General features: G+C 72.0%; 14 protein-coding genes and 1 pseudogene. 5 read left to right on the top strand and 10 right to left on the bottom strand.

Annotated elements, in window-relative coordinates:
• The first annotated feature begins 52 nt into the window (after window positions 1–52).
• Entirely contained in the window at window positions 53–835 is a 783-nt protein-coding gene (locus tag ABLE68_RS16205; RefSeq protein WP_348872703.1) for an alpha/beta fold hydrolase, read from the top strand.
• Between the two features lie 92 nt (window positions 836–927).
• Here the strand turns inward: ABLE68_RS16205 and ABLE68_RS22330 are convergent.
• A pseudogene (locus ABLE68_RS22330) lies at window positions 928–1,245 on the bottom strand (pyridoxamine 5'-phosphate oxidase family protein); the annotation flags it as partial.
• A gap of 39 nt (window positions 1,246–1,284) precedes the next feature.
• Window positions 1,285–1,749 carry a group II truncated hemoglobin gene (locus ABLE68_RS16200; RefSeq protein WP_348872701.1) on the bottom strand — a complete coding sequence of 155 codons (465 nt, stop codon included), beginning with the start codon at window positions 1,747–1,749 and terminating at the stop codon, window positions 1,285–1,287.
• 79 nt (window positions 1,750–1,828) lie between these two features.
• Between ABLE68_RS16200 and ABLE68_RS16195 the strand changes: the two genes are divergently transcribed.
• Entirely contained in the window at window positions 1,829–2,362 is a 534-nt protein-coding gene (locus tag ABLE68_RS16195; protein ID WP_348872699.1) for a hypothetical protein, read from the top strand.
• Here ABLE68_RS16195 and ABLE68_RS16190 read toward each other — a convergent pair whose 3' ends face one another.
• The 4 genes from ABLE68_RS16190 to ABLE68_RS16175 are packed head-to-tail and all read right to left on the bottom strand — an operon-like array spanning window position 2,363 to window position 6,333.
• The gene (locus ABLE68_RS16190; protein WP_348872697.1) at window positions 2,363–3,187 is read right to left on the bottom strand and encodes an ABC transporter permease; all 825 of its coding nucleotides are present in this window, start codon (window positions 3,185–3,187) and stop codon (window positions 2,363–2,365) included. It lies immediately after the preceding gene.
• Entirely contained in the window at window positions 3,187–4,035 is an 849-nt protein-coding gene (locus ABLE68_RS16185) for an ABC transporter permease (RefSeq protein ID WP_348872695.1), read from the bottom strand. Before ABLE68_RS16185 ends, ABLE68_RS16190 begins: the two co-directional genes overlap by 1 nt.
• Window positions 4,036–4,039: 4 nt before the next feature.
• Entirely contained in the window at window positions 4,040–5,263 is a 1,224-nt protein-coding gene (locus tag ABLE68_RS16180) for an ABC transporter substrate-binding protein (RefSeq protein WP_348872694.1), read from the bottom strand.
• Window positions 5,260–6,333 carry an ABC transporter ATP-binding protein gene (locus ABLE68_RS16175; protein ID WP_348872692.1) on the bottom strand — a complete coding sequence of 358 codons (1,074 nt, stop codon included), beginning with the start codon at window positions 6,331–6,333 and terminating at the stop codon, window positions 5,260–5,262. Before ABLE68_RS16175 ends, ABLE68_RS16180 begins: the two co-directional genes overlap by 4 nt.
• 117 nt (window positions 6,334–6,450) lie before the next feature.
• Here ABLE68_RS16175 and ABLE68_RS16170 point away from each other — a divergent pair, with 117 nt between their 5' ends.
• Genes ABLE68_RS16170 through ABLE68_RS16160 form a run of 3 tightly spaced genes read left to right on the top strand, consistent with a single transcriptional unit; the run spans window position 6,451 to window position 9,251 of the window.
• The gene (locus tag ABLE68_RS16170) at window positions 6,451–7,236 is read left to right on the top strand and encodes a FadR/GntR family transcriptional regulator (protein WP_348872690.1); all 786 of its coding nucleotides are present in this window, start codon (window positions 6,451–6,453) and stop codon (window positions 7,234–7,236) included.
• Window positions 7,233–7,925 (top strand): cache domain-containing protein, encoded by a 693-nt coding sequence (locus ABLE68_RS16165; RefSeq protein ID WP_348872688.1) that lies wholly within the window; start codon window positions 7,233–7,235, stop codon window positions 7,923–7,925. The genes ABLE68_RS16170 and ABLE68_RS16165 overlap by 4 nt, the downstream gene beginning before the upstream one ends.
• A gap of 39 nt (window positions 7,926–7,964) precedes the next feature.
• On the top strand, window positions 7,965–9,251 hold the full coding sequence (locus ABLE68_RS16160; protein WP_348872686.1) for a polysaccharide deacetylase family protein: 1,287 nt from the start codon (window positions 7,965–7,967) through the stop codon (window positions 9,249–9,251).
• Here the strand turns inward: ABLE68_RS16160 and ABLE68_RS16155 are convergent.
• The 4 genes from ABLE68_RS16155 to ABLE68_RS16140 form a co-directional block, all read right to left on the bottom strand.
• Window positions 9,248–12,751 carry an ATP-binding cassette domain-containing protein gene (locus ABLE68_RS16155; protein ID WP_348872684.1) on the bottom strand — a complete coding sequence of 1,168 codons (3,504 nt, stop codon included), beginning with the start codon at window positions 12,749–12,751 and terminating at the stop codon, window positions 9,248–9,250. The genes ABLE68_RS16160 and ABLE68_RS16155 overlap by 4 nt on opposite strands.
• Before the next feature lie 71 nt (window positions 12,752–12,822).
• Window positions 12,823–14,124: an FUSC family protein gene (locus ABLE68_RS16150; RefSeq protein ID WP_348872682.1), complete on the bottom strand. Its 1,302-nt coding sequence runs from the start codon at window positions 14,122–14,124 to the stop codon at window positions 12,823–12,825.
• Window positions 14,121–14,564: a MarR family winged helix-turn-helix transcriptional regulator gene (locus tag ABLE68_RS16145; RefSeq protein WP_348872680.1), complete on the bottom strand. Its 444-nt coding sequence runs from the start codon at window positions 14,562–14,564 to the stop codon at window positions 14,121–14,123. Before ABLE68_RS16145 ends, ABLE68_RS16150 begins: the two co-directional genes overlap by 4 nt.
• Window positions 14,565–14,573: 9 nt before the next feature.
• Window positions 14,574–15,785 carry a saccharopine dehydrogenase family protein gene (locus ABLE68_RS16140; RefSeq protein WP_348872678.1) on the bottom strand — a complete coding sequence of 404 codons (1,212 nt, stop codon included), beginning with the start codon at window positions 15,783–15,785 and terminating at the stop codon, window positions 14,574–14,576.
• Window positions 15,786–15,834 lie beyond the last annotated feature (49 nt).

The following is a 15,834-nucleotide window of genomic DNA, read 5'->3' as shown; positions in this document are numbered from 1 at the left end:
ATCGGCTTGCGGTGGCGATGCACAGATTTCCGCGTGGGCTAGCGTTCAAGAAATGACGTTGAACCATGCGCGCCGCGGAAGCGGCAGGCCGTTGCTGCTCGTGCACGGTCTGGGCGCTGGATGGCGATCCTGGTCCCCGATCATCGACGAGCTGGCCGAGAGCCGTGAGGTCATCGCCGTCGACCTGCCGGGTTTCGGCGAGTCACCTCCTCTGACCGGCGAGGTCTCGATCGCCACCCTGACCGACTCCGTCGCAGAATTCATCCGCGAACAGGGTCTGGACGGGGTGTCGACGGTCGGTCAGTCGATGGGCGGCCGAATGGTGCTTGAGCTCGCACGGCGAGGCGTCGGCGGCGACACCGTGGCGTTGGACCCGGGTGGTTTCTGGACCGACCGCGAGGTCGCCGTCTTCGGGGCCACGCTTCGGCCATCGATCGCTCTGGTCCGGGCGCTGCGAGGCACGCTGCCAGCACTGCTGGGCAATCCCGCGGGAAGGACGCTGCTGTTGGCGCAGTTGTCTGCGCGGCCCTGGGCGCTCTCGCGCGAGACCGTGCTGCCAGATGTGCGCGGGCTGGCTGAGTCCCCGTCGACTGGCGCGGCCTTGGACGCCCTGACCAAGGGGCCGAAGCAGCAGGGTGCGCCTGCCGGCACTGTGCCCGGCCGGGTCACGATCGGTTGGGGTCGTCGTGACCTGGTGACCGTGCCGAGGCAGGCCGCACGTGCCACGGAACTGTTTCCGGACGCGGTGCTGCACTGGTTCGAGCGGTGTGGCCACTTTCCACAATGGGACGCACCGCATGAGGCGACCCGACTGATCCTCGACAGCACCAGCTGAGGTCGATCGCGCTGCCCGTCCGACAAGGGGCACGGCCACCCGCCGGACGCCCCCTGGGCCGCGCGCGCTGACACGACGTCGGGGTCGGTCACGATCGACGCCGTGCCCTCGACCACGAGGTCGAACTCGTGGGTGGCGAGGCTGAGCGCGCAGCGAGGCTCGTGGGCGAGGTTGCGGCCCTTGCGGGAGCTCGCGCCGGTCTCGAACCAGAAGGCGCCGTCCGCCCACACCGCGCCGATGCCGGTCACGTGCGGGCTGCCGTCGGCGTTCGGCGTGGTCAGCCAGGTGGAGTGACGGTCCGGGCCGCCCTCACCCGGAGCCTGCGAGAAGCCACGCTCGAGGCGCGACGCGCTCGCGCCCCACTGCAGGGTGGGCAGGTCGTAGAGGTCGGCCAGGTTCTTGGTGTCCATGTCCCCGATGACCCGCCAGGCGTCGGGGATTCATCGGACTCAGGGCTGGTACGGCGGAGCGACACCCCAGCCCCAGCGCGGGACCGGCGCGTGCTCGACGACAGCGGCATCCGGCTGCGAGTTCTGGAGGGCGAGCCGCGTGCCCCACTCGACGTAGCCGACCAGCGCAGCGCGGAACTCCGGGTCGTCGGGCAGGCCGGCGTCGTCGGCAGCGAGGCTCATGGTCGAGGCGAAGCGGTGCCGCTGCTCGGCCGTGATCCCGAGCCCGCGGTGGTGGGCGAGCATGGTCTCGTAGCCACCGTGCTCGCGGGTGTAGACGTCCGGGCCACCGAAGACCTCGGACCACCAGTCGGCGACGTGCGCGCGGTGCTCCTCCGAGACACCGCCCGGGAAGAACGGGCTCAGCAGCTCGTCGCGCTCGACCCGGTCGTAGAAGCAGTCGATCAGGCGGCGCAGTGCCGCCGCTCCCCCGGCCCAGTCGTAGAGCGTCGGTTCATCCGCCATGACCCGATGCTGCCACGCAACCAACGAGTGGCGGGCGACGTCACACCTGGCGAGCACCCACCCGCCCTGAAGGACCGCCATGAACCGTCGACACGCACTCCCCGCCGTTGCCGCCCTGCTGATCAGCCTCGCCACCGCCGCACCCGCCCTCGCGGCGGGTCATCAGGGCGAGACGTCGGCCCTCGGCACCAGCTTGAAGTACCGCACCACCACCTGGACGTCGCAGGGCGCAGACATGAGCATCATGGCGCCGCGCGGCTGGTCGTTCGTGCTGACCCCCGAGGGCCAGGCCCGCTTCAACGCGGGCTCACGTCCCGACGTGCTCACCATGGGCTACCGCGGAGAGGGAGCCCTGCGACCGCAGCTGCGGAGCAAGCTCGCAGCACTCCGGGGTACGCCGGGCCTGCACGTCCTCGCGGCCCACGGGCGCGGACGAGGCGAGCGCGCCTACGGAGAGCTCCGCTACCGGTGGACGCCTCACGGCGGCGGGACCCGCTTCGTCGACTACCGCTACCAGGGCGACGACGCCTATATGGTTGCCGGTCCGTTGGCCGACCAGAAGGGCCTGAGGGCCGTGCTCGTCACGGCCTCCAGCACCGGCGAGTGCAGCTGATCAGCGCGCGCCGGTGAGCCCCTCCGACGAGGAGCCGGACAACCGCTGCGCGAAGTAGATCGGGATCGCGGAGAAGACGACCAGCACCGCGGCGACGACGTTGACGATCGGCGCCTGGTTGGGGCGGAACAGGTTGTTGAGGATCCAGAGCGGCAGCGTCTCGTCCTGCGAGCTCGCGGTGAAGGTGGTCACGACGATCTCGTCGAAGGACAGCCCGAAGGACAGCAGCGCGCCGGCGAGCAGCGCCGAGCGCAGCATCGGGAAGGTCACCAGCCGGAAGGTCGTGAAGCGCGCTGCACCGAGGTCCATCGAGGCCTGCTCGAAGTTGGTGCCGAGCCGCTGGAAGCGGGCCTGCACGTTGTTGAAGACCGTGACGATGCAGAAGGTCGCGTGCGCGATGATCACGGTCCACAGGCTCAGCCCGATCCCGAGGATCGTCTTGAACTCGTTCTGGAAGGCCAGACCCGTGACGATGCCGGGCAGCGCGATCGGCAGGATGATCAGCAGCGACACGACGTTGCGCCCGAAGAAGCGGGTACGCCGCAGCGCCATCGCCGCCAGGGTGCCGAGCAGCAGCGCGACGACCGTCGCCGCGATGGCGACGCGGACGCTGGTCCAAAGCGCATCGCGCGCGCCCTGGCTCTGCCACGCGACGTCCCACCAGTGCAGCGTCAGGCCGGCCGGGGGCCAGCCGAAGGTGTTGTCGGTGTTGAACGAGTTGAGCAGCACCAGCGCGAGCGGCACGTAGATGAACACCAGCACGATGCCGGTGAACACACCCAGCGAGCCGCGCAGGCCGCGCGAGAGGGTCTTCGACTGGGCCATCAGACGTTCTCCAGTGCGCCCGTACGACGGGCCAGCGCGAGGTAGACGACCATGATCACGATCGGCACGGTGGCGACCGCGGCGGCGAACGGCAGGTTGTTCGCCGCGCCCTGGTTGTCGTAGACGACGTTGCCGAGCAGCTGGCTGGTGCCACCGACGATCTTGACCGCGATGTAGTCACCGAGCGACAGCGAGAAGGTGAAGATCGAGCCCGCGACCAGTGCGGGGAACGCCAGCGGCAGCACGATCCGGCGGATCGTGGTCCACGACCCACCGCCCAGGTCGGCCGACGCCTCGAAGAGCGAGTCGGGGACGCGCTCGAGCCCGGCGTACACCGGCAGGATCATGTAGGGCAGCCACAGGTAGGACAGCGTGATGATCACCGCCGGCAGCCCGTAGCCCGGTGTGTGCAGCCCGAACGGCGCGGCGATCCACGCGATCGGGCCGTCCGCCGAGAGCATGCCGCGCCAGGCGTAGGCCTTGACGAGGTACGACGCCCAGAGGGGCATCAGCACCGCGATCACCATCAGCCGCTGCACGCGCGGTGATGCGACCTTGGCCATGTAGAGCGCGATCGGGAAGGCGATGATCGCGTCGATCACGGTCACCAGCGCCGCGACCCAGATCGTGCGCAGCGTGATCGTGCGATAGACGTCGACCGTGAAGAGCTGCCGGAAGTTGTCGAGCGTCCAGGCGCGCTCGATGGTCCCGGTGAAGTCGTTCTGGGTCCAGAGCGAGGTGATGAGGAGGGCGCCCAGCGCCCCCAGGTAGGCCACTCCCAGCCACAGCATCGGTGGCGTCAGGAGCAGGCCCACCCGGAGGCCCGGGCGACGGTCGATCAGTGACAAAGGGTCAGCCCTTGATCTCGGTCCACGCCGTCGTCCAGTCGCCGTAGTCGGTGCACTTCACGTCCGTGCGACCGTCGAGGCACTGCGAGATCGGGGTGGTCCAGTAGTGGATCTTCGCGGCGTAGTCGGCGTCCTCGGCGTGGTAGGTGTCGCAGAAGCTCTTGTCCGAGGTCAGCGTGCACGCCTTGGTGTTGGCCGGCGCCTCACCGAAGTACTCCGCGACGGCTGCCTGCGCCGGCGGGCTGGTGATGTAGTCCATCCAGGCGTAGCCACAGTTGGGGTTCTTCGCCTCCGAGCTGATCATCCACGTGTCCGACCAGCCGGTGGAGCCCTCGTCCGGGAGGATCGCGTCGACCTTGGCGCCCTCACCCTGGGCGACCGAGGCGATCACCTGCCAGGTGGTGCCGATGACCGAGTCGCCGGTCTTGAAGGCCTGCACCTCCTTGAGGTAGTCGGACCAGTACTCCGACACGTTCTCCTTCTGCTTCTTCAGCAGGTCGACCGCGGCCGCGAGCTGGTCCTGGTCGAGGGCGTACGGGTCCTTGATGCCCAGGTCGGGCTGGGTGTTCATCAGGTAGAGCGCCGCGTCGGCGATGTAGATCGGCGAGTCGTAGGCCGTGACCTTGCCGGCGTACGTCGAGGCGTCGTCGAAGACCGCGCTCCAGCTGGTGGGTGCCGGGCTGACGTCGGCGGTGTTGTACATCAGCAGGTTGGCGCCCCAGCCGTGCGGGACGCCGTACATCTGGCCGTCGACGGAGTTGAACGCCTGGTCCTTGAGGAAGGGAGCGATGTCCGGGTAGTTCTTCAGCAGGTCGGTGTTGACCGGCGCGACGTCGCCGGCTGCGATGAGCCGCAGGGTCGCGTCGCCCGAGGCGGAGACGACGTCGTACTCGCCGGTCTTCATGAGCTGGACGGCCTCGTCGGAGGTGCCGAAGTACTTCACGTTGGCCTTGCAGCCGGTCTGCTGCTCGAACGGCGTCACCCAGTCGACCGACTTGTCCGTCGAGCCGTCCTCGGCGTAGCCGGGCCACGCGAGGATGTTGACCTGACCCTCCATGTCACCGATCGAGTCCTGCATCGGGATGTCGGGAGCCGTGAAGCCCTGCGAGCCGGGCGTCGAGCCGCCGCTGCTCTCGTTGTCGCCCGAGCTCGTGCCACAGCCGCTGGCGAGGGCCAGCGCGGCGATGCTCGCGACAGCGAGCAGTCGTCGGGTGTGGGTCTTCTTCATGATGCCTCCTCAGGGGACGCCACCGGGTCGGGAGAGCGCGGTGGGTTGTGGTGCAGGGAAACCAGGTGGGCACGACGCCAGGTCACGACGACGCGCTGGTCGCGCCGCTCGAGAGCGGCGTCGATGGAGGTGTCGGCGTTCTGGTGGGCGACGGTCACGGTCACGCCGGCGTCGAGGTCGACGACGGACACCGTGGTCGAGCCGAGGTAGACGACCTCGGTGACGACGCCGGGCGCCGAGCAGACACCGGAGTCGCTGCTGGCCTCCGCCGCGAGCAGCATCTTCTCGGGACGGATGACGAACGTGCCGTCCTCACCGATCAGGTCGCGGGCCGTCTGGCCCTGGAACATGTTGGAGGACCCCACGAAGCCGGCGACGAACGGGCTGACCGGCCGCTCGTAGAGCTCGACCGGGGTCGCCAGCTGCTCGATGCGGCCCTCGTTGAACACCGCGACCCGGTCGCTCATCGTGAGCGCCTCCTCCTGGTCGTGGGTGACGAAGACGAACGTGATGCCGACCTCGCGCTGGATCGCCTTGAGCTCGATCTGCATCTCCCGGCGCAGCTTGAGGTCGAGGGCGCCGAGCGGCTCGTCGAGGAGGAGCACCTTGGGCCGGTTGACGAGCGCGCGGGCCAGCGCGACCCGCTGGCGCTGGCCGCCGGAGAGCTGGTGCGGCCGGCGCTCGGCGTACCCCTCGAGCCGGACGGTCGCGAGGGCCTCCTCGGCGCGCGTGCGGCGCTCGGCCTTGCCGACCTTCTTGACCCGGAGGCCGTACTCGACGTTCTCGCGCACGCTCATGTGCGGGAAGATCGCGTAGTCCTGGAAGACCGTGTTGACGTCGCGCGCGAACGCCGGCCTGGTCGTGACGTCCTCGTCGCCGAGCACGATGGTGCCGGCGGTCGGCTCCTCGAAGCCGGCGATCAGGCGCAGCACGGTGGTCTTGCCCGAGCCCGACGGCCCGAGCATCGAGAAGAACTCACCGTCGGCGATGTCCAGGTCCAGCTCGTCCACCGCACGGACCTGGTCGAAGTGCTTGCTCAGGCCGCGCAGGGAGATGGCCGTGGCCGTCATCGAACTCCTCTGTTCCGTGGGTGCCGCTGGCACATAAGATATGGAACCAGACATTAGATGAACAGACCTCCAGCGGTAACAACTTTGTTGCGAACGGCCACAGGCAGGGAGCGCGCGATGAGCGAGGTACGCCGGCACGGCAGCCGTGCTCGCAGCGCGATCTTCGCGCCGCTCAGCGAGGTGGGTCGCGCGGGTCAGGTGGAGCAGCGGCTGACCGAGGCGATCCGGTCCGGCGTGCTCGTCGAGGGCGAACGGCTGCCGAGCGAGCCGGAGCTCGCCGGGATGCTCGGGGTCGCGGTCGTGACCGTGCGCGAGGCGCTGACCGGGCTGCGCGCCCAGGGCCTGGTCACCACCAGCCGGGGTCGGGGCGGCGGCACCGTCGTGGCGGCCGGCGCGGCCGCCGACGAGGCCGCGCTCGCCGAGCGACTCGGCTCGATGTCGCGCGCGGAGCTGCAGGACCGCGCGACGCAGTACGTGCTGGTGCTCGCCGGCTGCGCCGAGGTGGCGGCCGAGCGCGCCGACGCGGCGGAGGCCGAGTCGCTGCGCAGCCTGCTGCCGGCCGAGGACCTGCCCGTCGAGGCGCAGAGCGTCGGGGCGTGGCGGCACGCGGACGCCGAGCTGTGGCTGTCGATCGCCGCGCTCACCCAGTCGGCCCGGATCACCCGCGACGTCGTCCGCCTCGAGGCCGACTTCGGGATGGTCGCCCGCATCCCGCTCAGCGACCCGGACGTCCGGGCCCGGACGATCGCCGGGCACCAGGAGCTCATCGACGCCATCGAGGCCGGTGACGCAGAATCCGCACGACGCTGCGCGCGACGCCACCTGCAGGAGACACTGGACCTGGTTGCTCGAACCCAGGCCGAGGTCCACGACCGCCACCGGATCCCGAGGAGCGCCTCATGAGCCCGACCCAGACCAGCACGCTCAGCGACTCGCTGGCGCGCTGCGCGATCGCCGTCACGGCGTACTTCGGCGCCCTCTTCGCGTCGCTGGAGAGCATCGGCGAGCGGGTCGGCGAGGCCTTCGGGACGCAGCACCCGATGAACGCCACGACGCTCAGCGAGATCGTCCACCCCCTGGCCACCACCACGCTCGCCGCCCACCCCGTGGTCGGTGCCGGCTTCGTCGCGACACCGGGGTGGCTCGCCGACCGCGACCTCTTCCTCGCCTGGTGGCAGGGCGAGGAGCAGACCCTCCTCGCCGAGCGGGGGGTGCCGATCGGCCACCACGTCTTCGACTACACCCGGCACGAGTGGTTCCAGACCCCGCTGGCGACCGGCGAGCGGCACGTCACCGGGCCGTACGTCGACTACGTCTGCACCGACGAGTACGTCCTCACCGCCACGGTGCCGGTGCTGGTCGACGGCCAGATGGCTGGCGTGGCCGGGGCGGACACGCCGCTCGAGACCTTCGAGCAGCTGATGCGCGAGCCGCTGCGCGGCGGAGGCGACGTCGTCCTCATCAACGGCCACGACCGGTGCGTGGTCGCCGCCGACCCGCTGCTGCGCTCGGGCCAGAAGATCGACCCCGCGTCGTACGCCACGGTGCAGCCGCTGCCCGGGCTGCCGTTCCGGGTGCTCGGGGGCGCCTGACAACCGGACGCCCCGGGGGCGCGTCATAGCCTCGTGAGGGTGCGCATCCTGCTCGTGGCGCTGGTCGCTGCCGTCGGGCTCCTGGTTCCGGCGCCGACGGGTGCCGCACCGGGCGGCCACGTCGTCCCCTGCTCGCGGGGTCTGGTCGCGCTGACGTTCGACGACGGTCCCTCGGCCACGGTCACGCCCCGGTTGGTCCGGTTGTTGAAGCGGCTCGACGTGCCGGCGACGTTCTTCATGGTCGGCAGCCGGGTCGCGAGCGCACCAGACACCGCGCGGCTGGTCGAGCGGTCCGGCTTCGCGATCGGCAACCACACCTGGCTCCACACTGACCTGACCACCCAGACGAACGCCCAGATCAAGCACGCGATCCGGTCGACGCACCGGGCAATGGTGGACGCCGGTCTCCACCCGACCGACTTCGTCCGGCCGCCGTACGGCGCCGTCGACGACCGCGTCCGCCGGGTGCTCGACGGCCTCGGCTACACGACCGTGCTGTGGACCATCGACTCGCGCGACTGGACCGGGCTGTCGCCGCGGCAGATCGACCGGGGCGTGCTCGGCGCCGTCCACCCGCACCGCACCAACGTCGTGCTCCAGCACGACGGCGTCACCAACTCACCCGCGACCCTCAGGGCGCTGCCGGGCGAGATCGCCACCCTGCGCTCGCGCGGCTACTGCTTCGCGGAGCTCGACGCGCAGGGCGACCCGACACCGCCGACGCCGACCGTCACCGTGCACCCGGACCGCTCTCGGATCCACGAGGGTGAGCGGGTCCGGCTGACGGTGCGGCTCGACCAGCCGACCACCCGGCGGACCACGGTGCACACGGCTGCGGGGACGGTCCGGATCCCGGCCGGGGAACGGGTCACGCATCTCTGGTTCCGCGCACCGCAGGACCGGACCGACGAGAAGGTCGAGGACGTCACGGTCTACGACCACACCGTCGTCCACGTGGTCGACGACGACCCGCGACCGGTGGTCGGCCTCCGCGACGCGACCGTCACCGCGTCGCCGCTGCTGCCGGTGTCGGCATCGTTCGACGTGCGCCTCGACCGTCAGCGCGACCGCCCGATGCCCGTGGTCGTGCACACCGGCGCAGGGCGGATCCAGGTCGTGGTGCCCGCCCACGCGACCCGGGCGGTCGGGTCCGTGACCGTGCCGGTGGGGAGCCCCCGTGACCGGGTGCGCCACGTCGCCCTGCGGGCCGACGGCGCGACCGCGACCCTGACCGTCCGACCGCCGAAGCAGACGTACGCCGAGGCGATGCACGACCTCTTCGGCCGCGTCGACTGGCCGCGACCGGTGGTCGGCTCGCTCTTCTAACCAGCCAGGTGCCGCCAGGTCGGAGCCAGGTCGGCCCACGGCCCGACCGCGGCGACCCGACCCTCGACCAGCACCACGACCCGGTCGGCCTGGACCAGCGCGGCCCGCTTCGACGTCGCACCGACGACGGTCGCGCCCCGCTCGCGCAGCGCCGACCAGAGCTCGATCTCGGTGGCGGCGTCGAGGGCGGACGACACGTCGTCCGCCAGCAGCAGCTCGGCGTCACACGCCAGACCGCGGGCCAGCGCCAGGCGCTGGACCTGACCGCCCGAGAGCCGGACCCCGCGATGGCCGACCAGCGAGTCGGGACCGCCGGCTTCCTCGACGTCGGGCATCAGCCGCGCGGACTCGAGCGCGGGCAGCACCTGGCGGTCGGCGTGGTCGAGCCGGACGTTGTCGGTGAACGTGCCGGACAGGACCCGGGGCACCTGCGCGACGTGGGCGACCCGGCCCGGCCGGAGGTAGGTCTCGGTGTCGGTGACCCGCTCGTCGTTCCAGCGGATCTCGCCCGTGCTGGTCACCAGGCCGGCGAGCGCGGACAGCAGGCTGGACTTGCCGGACCCGACCTGGCCGAGCAGGAGCACCAGCTCCTGCGCGCCGATGGTCAGGTCGACGTCGCTGACCCCGATGGTGCCGTCGTCGTGGATCGCGCTCACGCCGCGCAGCTCGAGGGTGCGCAGGGGGTCGCGTGGACCGGGGACCGGAGCCGGCGCGGCACCGGCGACCAGGTCGACACCCTCGGGCAGGTGCATCAGGTCGCCCCCACCTGCGAGCCGGCTGGTGGTCTGCATCCAGATGCGGGTGCCGGGCGCCTCGGTGATGACCGAGCCGGCGACCCGGCCGAACCAGTCGAAGCCGATGACCGCGCCGGCGACCAGCAGGGCGGTCGCCAGCCCCCACACGTCGGCGACCAGCAGCGCCCAGGCGGCGACCACGCCGCACTGGACCATCACGATCGGGACGCCGTCGAGCATCGCCTGCACGCGGTGCTCGCGCACCGCGGCGTCGACGCGGCCGCCGTCGACCTCGCGCAGGTGGGCGTGCACGCTCGGGGTCGAGGCGGCGAGCTTGACGGTGCGGACCGAGTCGAGCGCAGAGACCAGCGTGCGACCGAAGCGCGCGCGGGCCGCTGCGGACGCTGCCGCCGAACGCCCGGCGACCTTGCGGCCGAGCGAGGACGCGAGCGCGGACGACACCATCACGGCCAGCAGGACGCCACCGGCGAGGAGGCTCTGGGCGAGGATCGCGGTCAGCGCGGCGATGGCGAGGCCGTTGATGAAGTCGACCCAGCGGTCGGCGTACCTCGCCAGCCGGTCGGCGTCCATGGTGCGCGCGACAACCTCTCCGGGCGGCGTGCGCTGGAGGCGGTGCTGCTTCGTCTGGCCGGCCAGCACCGACGTCCGGACGCGCAGCATCACGGCGATCCACCAGCGCGGGTAGCGCCGGAAGGCGGACGACAGCAGGAACGGCGAGACCAGCAGCGACACCACCAGCGCCGCCGTCAGCGCCGTCGGGCTGTCGCCGCGCTGGAGCGTGACGACCAGGTGGCCCCAGATCCAGCCGGTCACCGCACCGAAGGCTCCGGTGACGGCGGAGGCCAGGAAGAGCACGAGGCTCACGAACCCCCACTGGGGCTCGACGCAGAGCGCGGAGAGGGTGGCCCGGGCCAGCCCGGGGACCGGCGCGACCTCGGGACGGGCAGGGGGCTCGCCCGTACGGCGGGCGGTGCCGACCCGGGTGGTGTCGGCGAGGGTCTCGGGGTCCTGCTCCTCGGCGGACGCTTCGAGCAGCGCACGGAACGGCCCGGGCTCGACGGCGAGGTGCGAGCGCAGACCACGCTGGACGACGCGGCCGCCGTCGAGGACCGCGACCTGCTCGGCGCGCTCGGTCGTCGAGAGCCGGTGGGCCACGAGCAGGCCGGTGCGGCCGGAGAGCAGACGGTCGGCGGCCCGGACGACATGGGCCTCGGTGACCGGGTCCATCCGGGCGGTGGCCTCGTCGAGGACCACGACGCGCACGTCGCGGACCAGCAGCCGTGCGAAGGCGACCAGCTGCTCCTCGCCGGCCGACAGGGTCGTGCCGCCCGGCCCGAGCAGGGTGTCGAGCCCGGCGGACAGGCCGGCGACCCAGTCCTCCAACCCGAGCTCCACGATCGCGGCCTCGACGGCGGCGCGCGGGACGGGCTCGAAGAGCGTGACGTTGTCCGCCAGCGTGCCGGCCAGGATCTCGGTGCGCTGGGTGACGACACCGACCGCGCCGCGCAGAAGTTGGACGTCGAGGTCGAGCACGTCGACGCCGCCCAGCAGCACCGTGCCGGGCTCGGGCCGGACCGCGCGCGAGAGCAGCGAGGCCAACGTCGACTTGCCCGAGCCGGTGCGACCGACCAGGGCGCAGGTGGTGCCGGCCGGCACGTGGAGGTCGACGTGCTGCAGGGCGAACCGCCCCTCGGCGTACGCGAAGTGGAGGTCGCGGAACTCGACCTGCAGCGGTCCCTCGGGCAGCTCGTCGCCGCCCACGGGCTCGCGCTCGGCGCCGAGCAGGTCGCGCAGGCGGAGCACCGCACCGAAGCCGGCCTGCAGGTCGGGCAGGTGGCGCGCGAGCTGGTCGACCTGGCCGACGAACATGGTCGTGACGAGGAAGAGCGTGACGAGCGCGGACGTGTCGAGGTGGTCGCCGACGACGAGCACGACACCCACGAGCGCGGTGGCGGCCAGCACGGCGTGGAGCAGGGTGCCGGTGCGGCGGGCGATACGCGCCTCGAGGTCGAGCACGACCGAGAAGAGGTGGTGCACGCGGGCTGCGAGCTCGGTGCACCGGCGCAGCACGTGGGCCTGTCCCCCGCTGGCGCGCAGGTCGTCGCGACCGGCGATGCCCTCCTCGAGCGCGGCGGCGTGGTCGGTCCAGGCGGCCTCCTCGACCACCTTGCGGGCCGAGACCTCCGGCAGCAGGGGGCGTACGGCGAGGAACGCGGCCACCCCGGCGAGCGGGAAGAGCACGAACGCCGGCCACCAGGTCACGCCCGCGACGATCCACAGCGGCCCGGAGGCGAGCACGGTGCGGATCGCCTGCCACGCACTCTGGCGCAGGAGGGTGCCGACCTCGTGGGTGTCGTCGTCGATCCGGTCGAGCACCTCGCCGACGGCCTGCTCGGTCAGCGCCTCCAGCGGCTGGTGCATCGCGGCGTCGAGGAGGTCGGCGCGCAGCTGGCCCTCGGCGCGGTCGATCACCCCGGCCCAGAGCGTGCGGGCGGCCGTGTCGAGCGTGGCCGCCCCGACGACGCACAGCGCCAGCAGCCAGACCAGCGCGGCCGTGGCGGACTCGGCCAGGTGACCGGCGATGAGGGTGCCGAGGGAGGTGCCGACGGCGGCGATCGCGCAGGCCACGAGCGCCCAGGCCGCGACCGGCCCGCGGAGCCGTCGCCAGTCGACGGTGCGCGCAGGGGTGGGCGGGTCGAGGCGCACCGGAGCGGCTGTCCGGTCGCGGCCGAGAGTCGTGGACATCGGGGACGACGCTACGTGGTCGCGCCGACGGTCGTCGCCTGGTTTAGGGTCCACGCCGAGCCGGCGGAGGGTCAGGACCGCAGCGCGACGTAGACCGGCCGCAGCTCCGGCAACAGCTCGTCGGGGTCGGGGTCGTCGCGGCCCACCAGGGAGCGACGGATCCGGCCCACGTCACGGCGTACGGCGCCGCTCGACGGCTCCTCCAAGTCGTGCAGCGCGCCGACCGCCGCGAGCTGCCGCCGGGCACCGGGGTGCGTGCGAGCACCGGCCCGGAGCGTGGGGACGAGCTGGTCGAGGGCGGCGAGCGCGTCCGGCAGGCTGCCGTCCTGCTCGTTGATCGCCCGCAGGCAGTCGGCGACGCGGGCCCGGAAGACGTCGCGCGTGCGGACCGGCAGCACCCACCAGGCCGCGGCCAGCCCGATCGCCGAGCCGAGCGCGACGCCGACCAGGCGCTCGCGCAGCTGCTCGGCACCGGTCTGGCCGAAGCTGCCGTAGTAGGCGTGCAGCAGGGACAGCATCGCGGTCATCCCGGCCGCCCAGTAGGCATAGCTCCAGTGCCGCAGGACGAGCGCCAGCGCCATCACCACGAAGAGCACGACCAGCGTCGAGCGCTGACCGGGCGGGACGTGGAGAGCGGCGAGCGTCGCGACGACGGTGCCGACCAGGGCGCCGACGACCCGCAGCCCCGCCTTGTGGGCGACGTCGCCGCGGCCGCGGTTGCCCGACGCGACGAGGAAGGCGGACAGCACGCACCACGCCCAGCGATCGTCGAAGAGCGCCCGACCGACGACGAGGGCGACGGTCAGGCCGACGAGCATCTGCAGGGCCATCCGGGTGGGTACGTCGAGACGGCGGCTCGAGCGGCGCGACGGGCGGTCCACCACGACCGGCGGCAGGCGCAGCCGCCCGACGGCAGCGGTCCAGGCGACGGCGACCACCGCGGCCACGGCCGACCAGACGACCAGCTCGACCGTGCCCGAGGTCCGGGCCGCCGCCGGGACCGGGGTGACGAGCAGGGCCAGGAAGGGCAGGGCGACGATCCGGGCGGCGCGCCGTACCGGCCCGTCGTAGCGCCGGGCGGCGATGCCGACGCTCAGGCCGATGACCAGCAGGACCTGCCCGAGCGTCCGCACGTGGACCAGCAGCCACGCCACCCCGGCCGCCGCGGCCGAGACGACGACCATCTCCGCGGCGGTCTCCAGCCCGACGTGGACCCCGCGCTCGGCGGCCTGTCCCAGCATCAGGCTGAGCACGACCGCGAGCACGCTCGCCTGCACCGGCACGTCGATGAGGTCGCCGAGGAGCACCGTGGTGGCGAGAGCACCCAGGACGGCGGCCATGGTGACCGCCGCGCTGCGGACCGCCTGGCTCACGGCTCGACGGGAACGACGCGGTCGCCGTACGCCGCGACGCGCAGCATCACGTCGGCCGCCCGGGCCAGGAGCTCCTGCTCCTCGTCGGTGCAGACGGCGGTGACGGCCTCGGCCAACCACCGGTCGCGCGGCGCCATCTCCGCGCGCATCGCCCGTCGACCGGCGTCCGTGGCAGCGATCAGCGACCCTCGGCCGTCGGTCGGGTCCGGCGTACGACGCACCAGGCCCTTGCTCTCCAGGCTCGCGAGCGGCCGGGTCAGCGACTGGGGTGTCATCGCCAGCTGCGCCCCGATCTCGCCCGGTGTCAACGAGCCCTCGACCAGCACCCGCCCGAGCACCGCCACGAGGCCGAGGCTGAGGTCACCACCGCGCTCGGCGCGCGCTCGCGTCGCCAGGGCTGTCACGGACCGCCGCAGGACGGCGGCCGAAGTAGTAGGCATGTGCGTACTTTACAGCTCCTTCATCCCCCACGGGCTGCCGTACTCGGTGAGCATGTCGAGGAAGGGCACCGCGTCGAAGGCCTCGGGACCGAGCACACCCGCGCCCGACCAGGTGCCGCGGGACAGCAGCTCGAGGGCGACCACCGGGTTGATCGCGGTCTGCCAGACCACGCACTGGTGGCCGTACTCGCGCATCGTCCACTCGTTGTCGACCACGTGGTAGAGGTACGTCGAGCGTGGCTCGCCGTCCTTGCCCTTCCCGGTCACCCACAGGCCGGCGCAGGTCTTGCCCTTCATCCGGGGGCCGACCGTCGCGGGGTCCGGCAGCACGGCCGCGACCACGTCGCGCGGACTCACCTCGACGCCCTTGACGCGGACCTTCTCGGTCGAGTCGAGGCCGAGCGTGTGCAGCACCTTGAGGATGTTGATGAACTCGTCGCCCAGGCCGTACTTGAAGGTCGCCCGCTTGCAGTCGACCCAGCGCGGCATGAGGAGCACCTCCTCGTGCTCGACGTTGACGCACTCGACCGGACCGATGCCCTCGGGGAAGTCGAAGACCTCCGGCTCGGAGAACGGCGCGGTCGTGAACCAGCCGCGGTCCTTCTCCCAGATGACGGGCGGGTTGAGGCACTCCTCGATCGTGGTCCACATCGAGAACGACGGAGCGAAGATCTCGTTGCCGTCGTCGTCGGTCACGACCAGGTTGGCGCCGTCACGGGTGCCGAGCTCGTCGATCTCGCTGAAGAGGTGGTCGGCGGCGTAGCGCGCGAACACGTCGGACAGGCCCGGCTCGACGCCGATCCCGACCAGCGCCAGCCGGCCCGCGTCCTTCCAGTCCTGCTCGACCGCGAACTGCTCGTCGCCGAGCTTCACGCCGGTCTGCTCGTGCGGCGACTCCGGGTGCGGCTTCGACAGCGACATCGCCATGTCGAGGTAGTCCGCGCCGGCGGCGTACGCCCCGTGGAAGATCGACATGTTGAAGACGGGGTCGACCGCGTTCATCACGTGGGTGATGCCGTGCTCGCGGCACAGCGCCTCGACCGCCTCCGCCGAGGACGCGTCGATCTGCGCCGCGACGTACCTCTCGTCGGTCGCGGCCGCGCGCTCCGCGCTCGCCAGGTTGTAGTCGGCGACCACGATCGCCTCGAAGAAGTCGCGGCGGGCGGCGATGGCCGCGAACGCGCCACCCACGCCCCCGGTGCCGATCAGCAGGATCTTCACTCCGAAACCTTCCCGTTCACGGTGATGCAACGACTTCTACGTGCGACGT

The organism is Nocardioides pollutisoli, from assembly GCF_040045055.1.
Taxonomy (GTDB): Bacteria; Actinomycetota; Actinomycetes; order Propionibacteriales; family Nocardioidaceae; genus Nocardioides; species Nocardioides tweenelious.
Note: the sequence above shows the minus strand (reverse complement) of the source record. Positions and strands in the feature narration are given on the sequence as shown.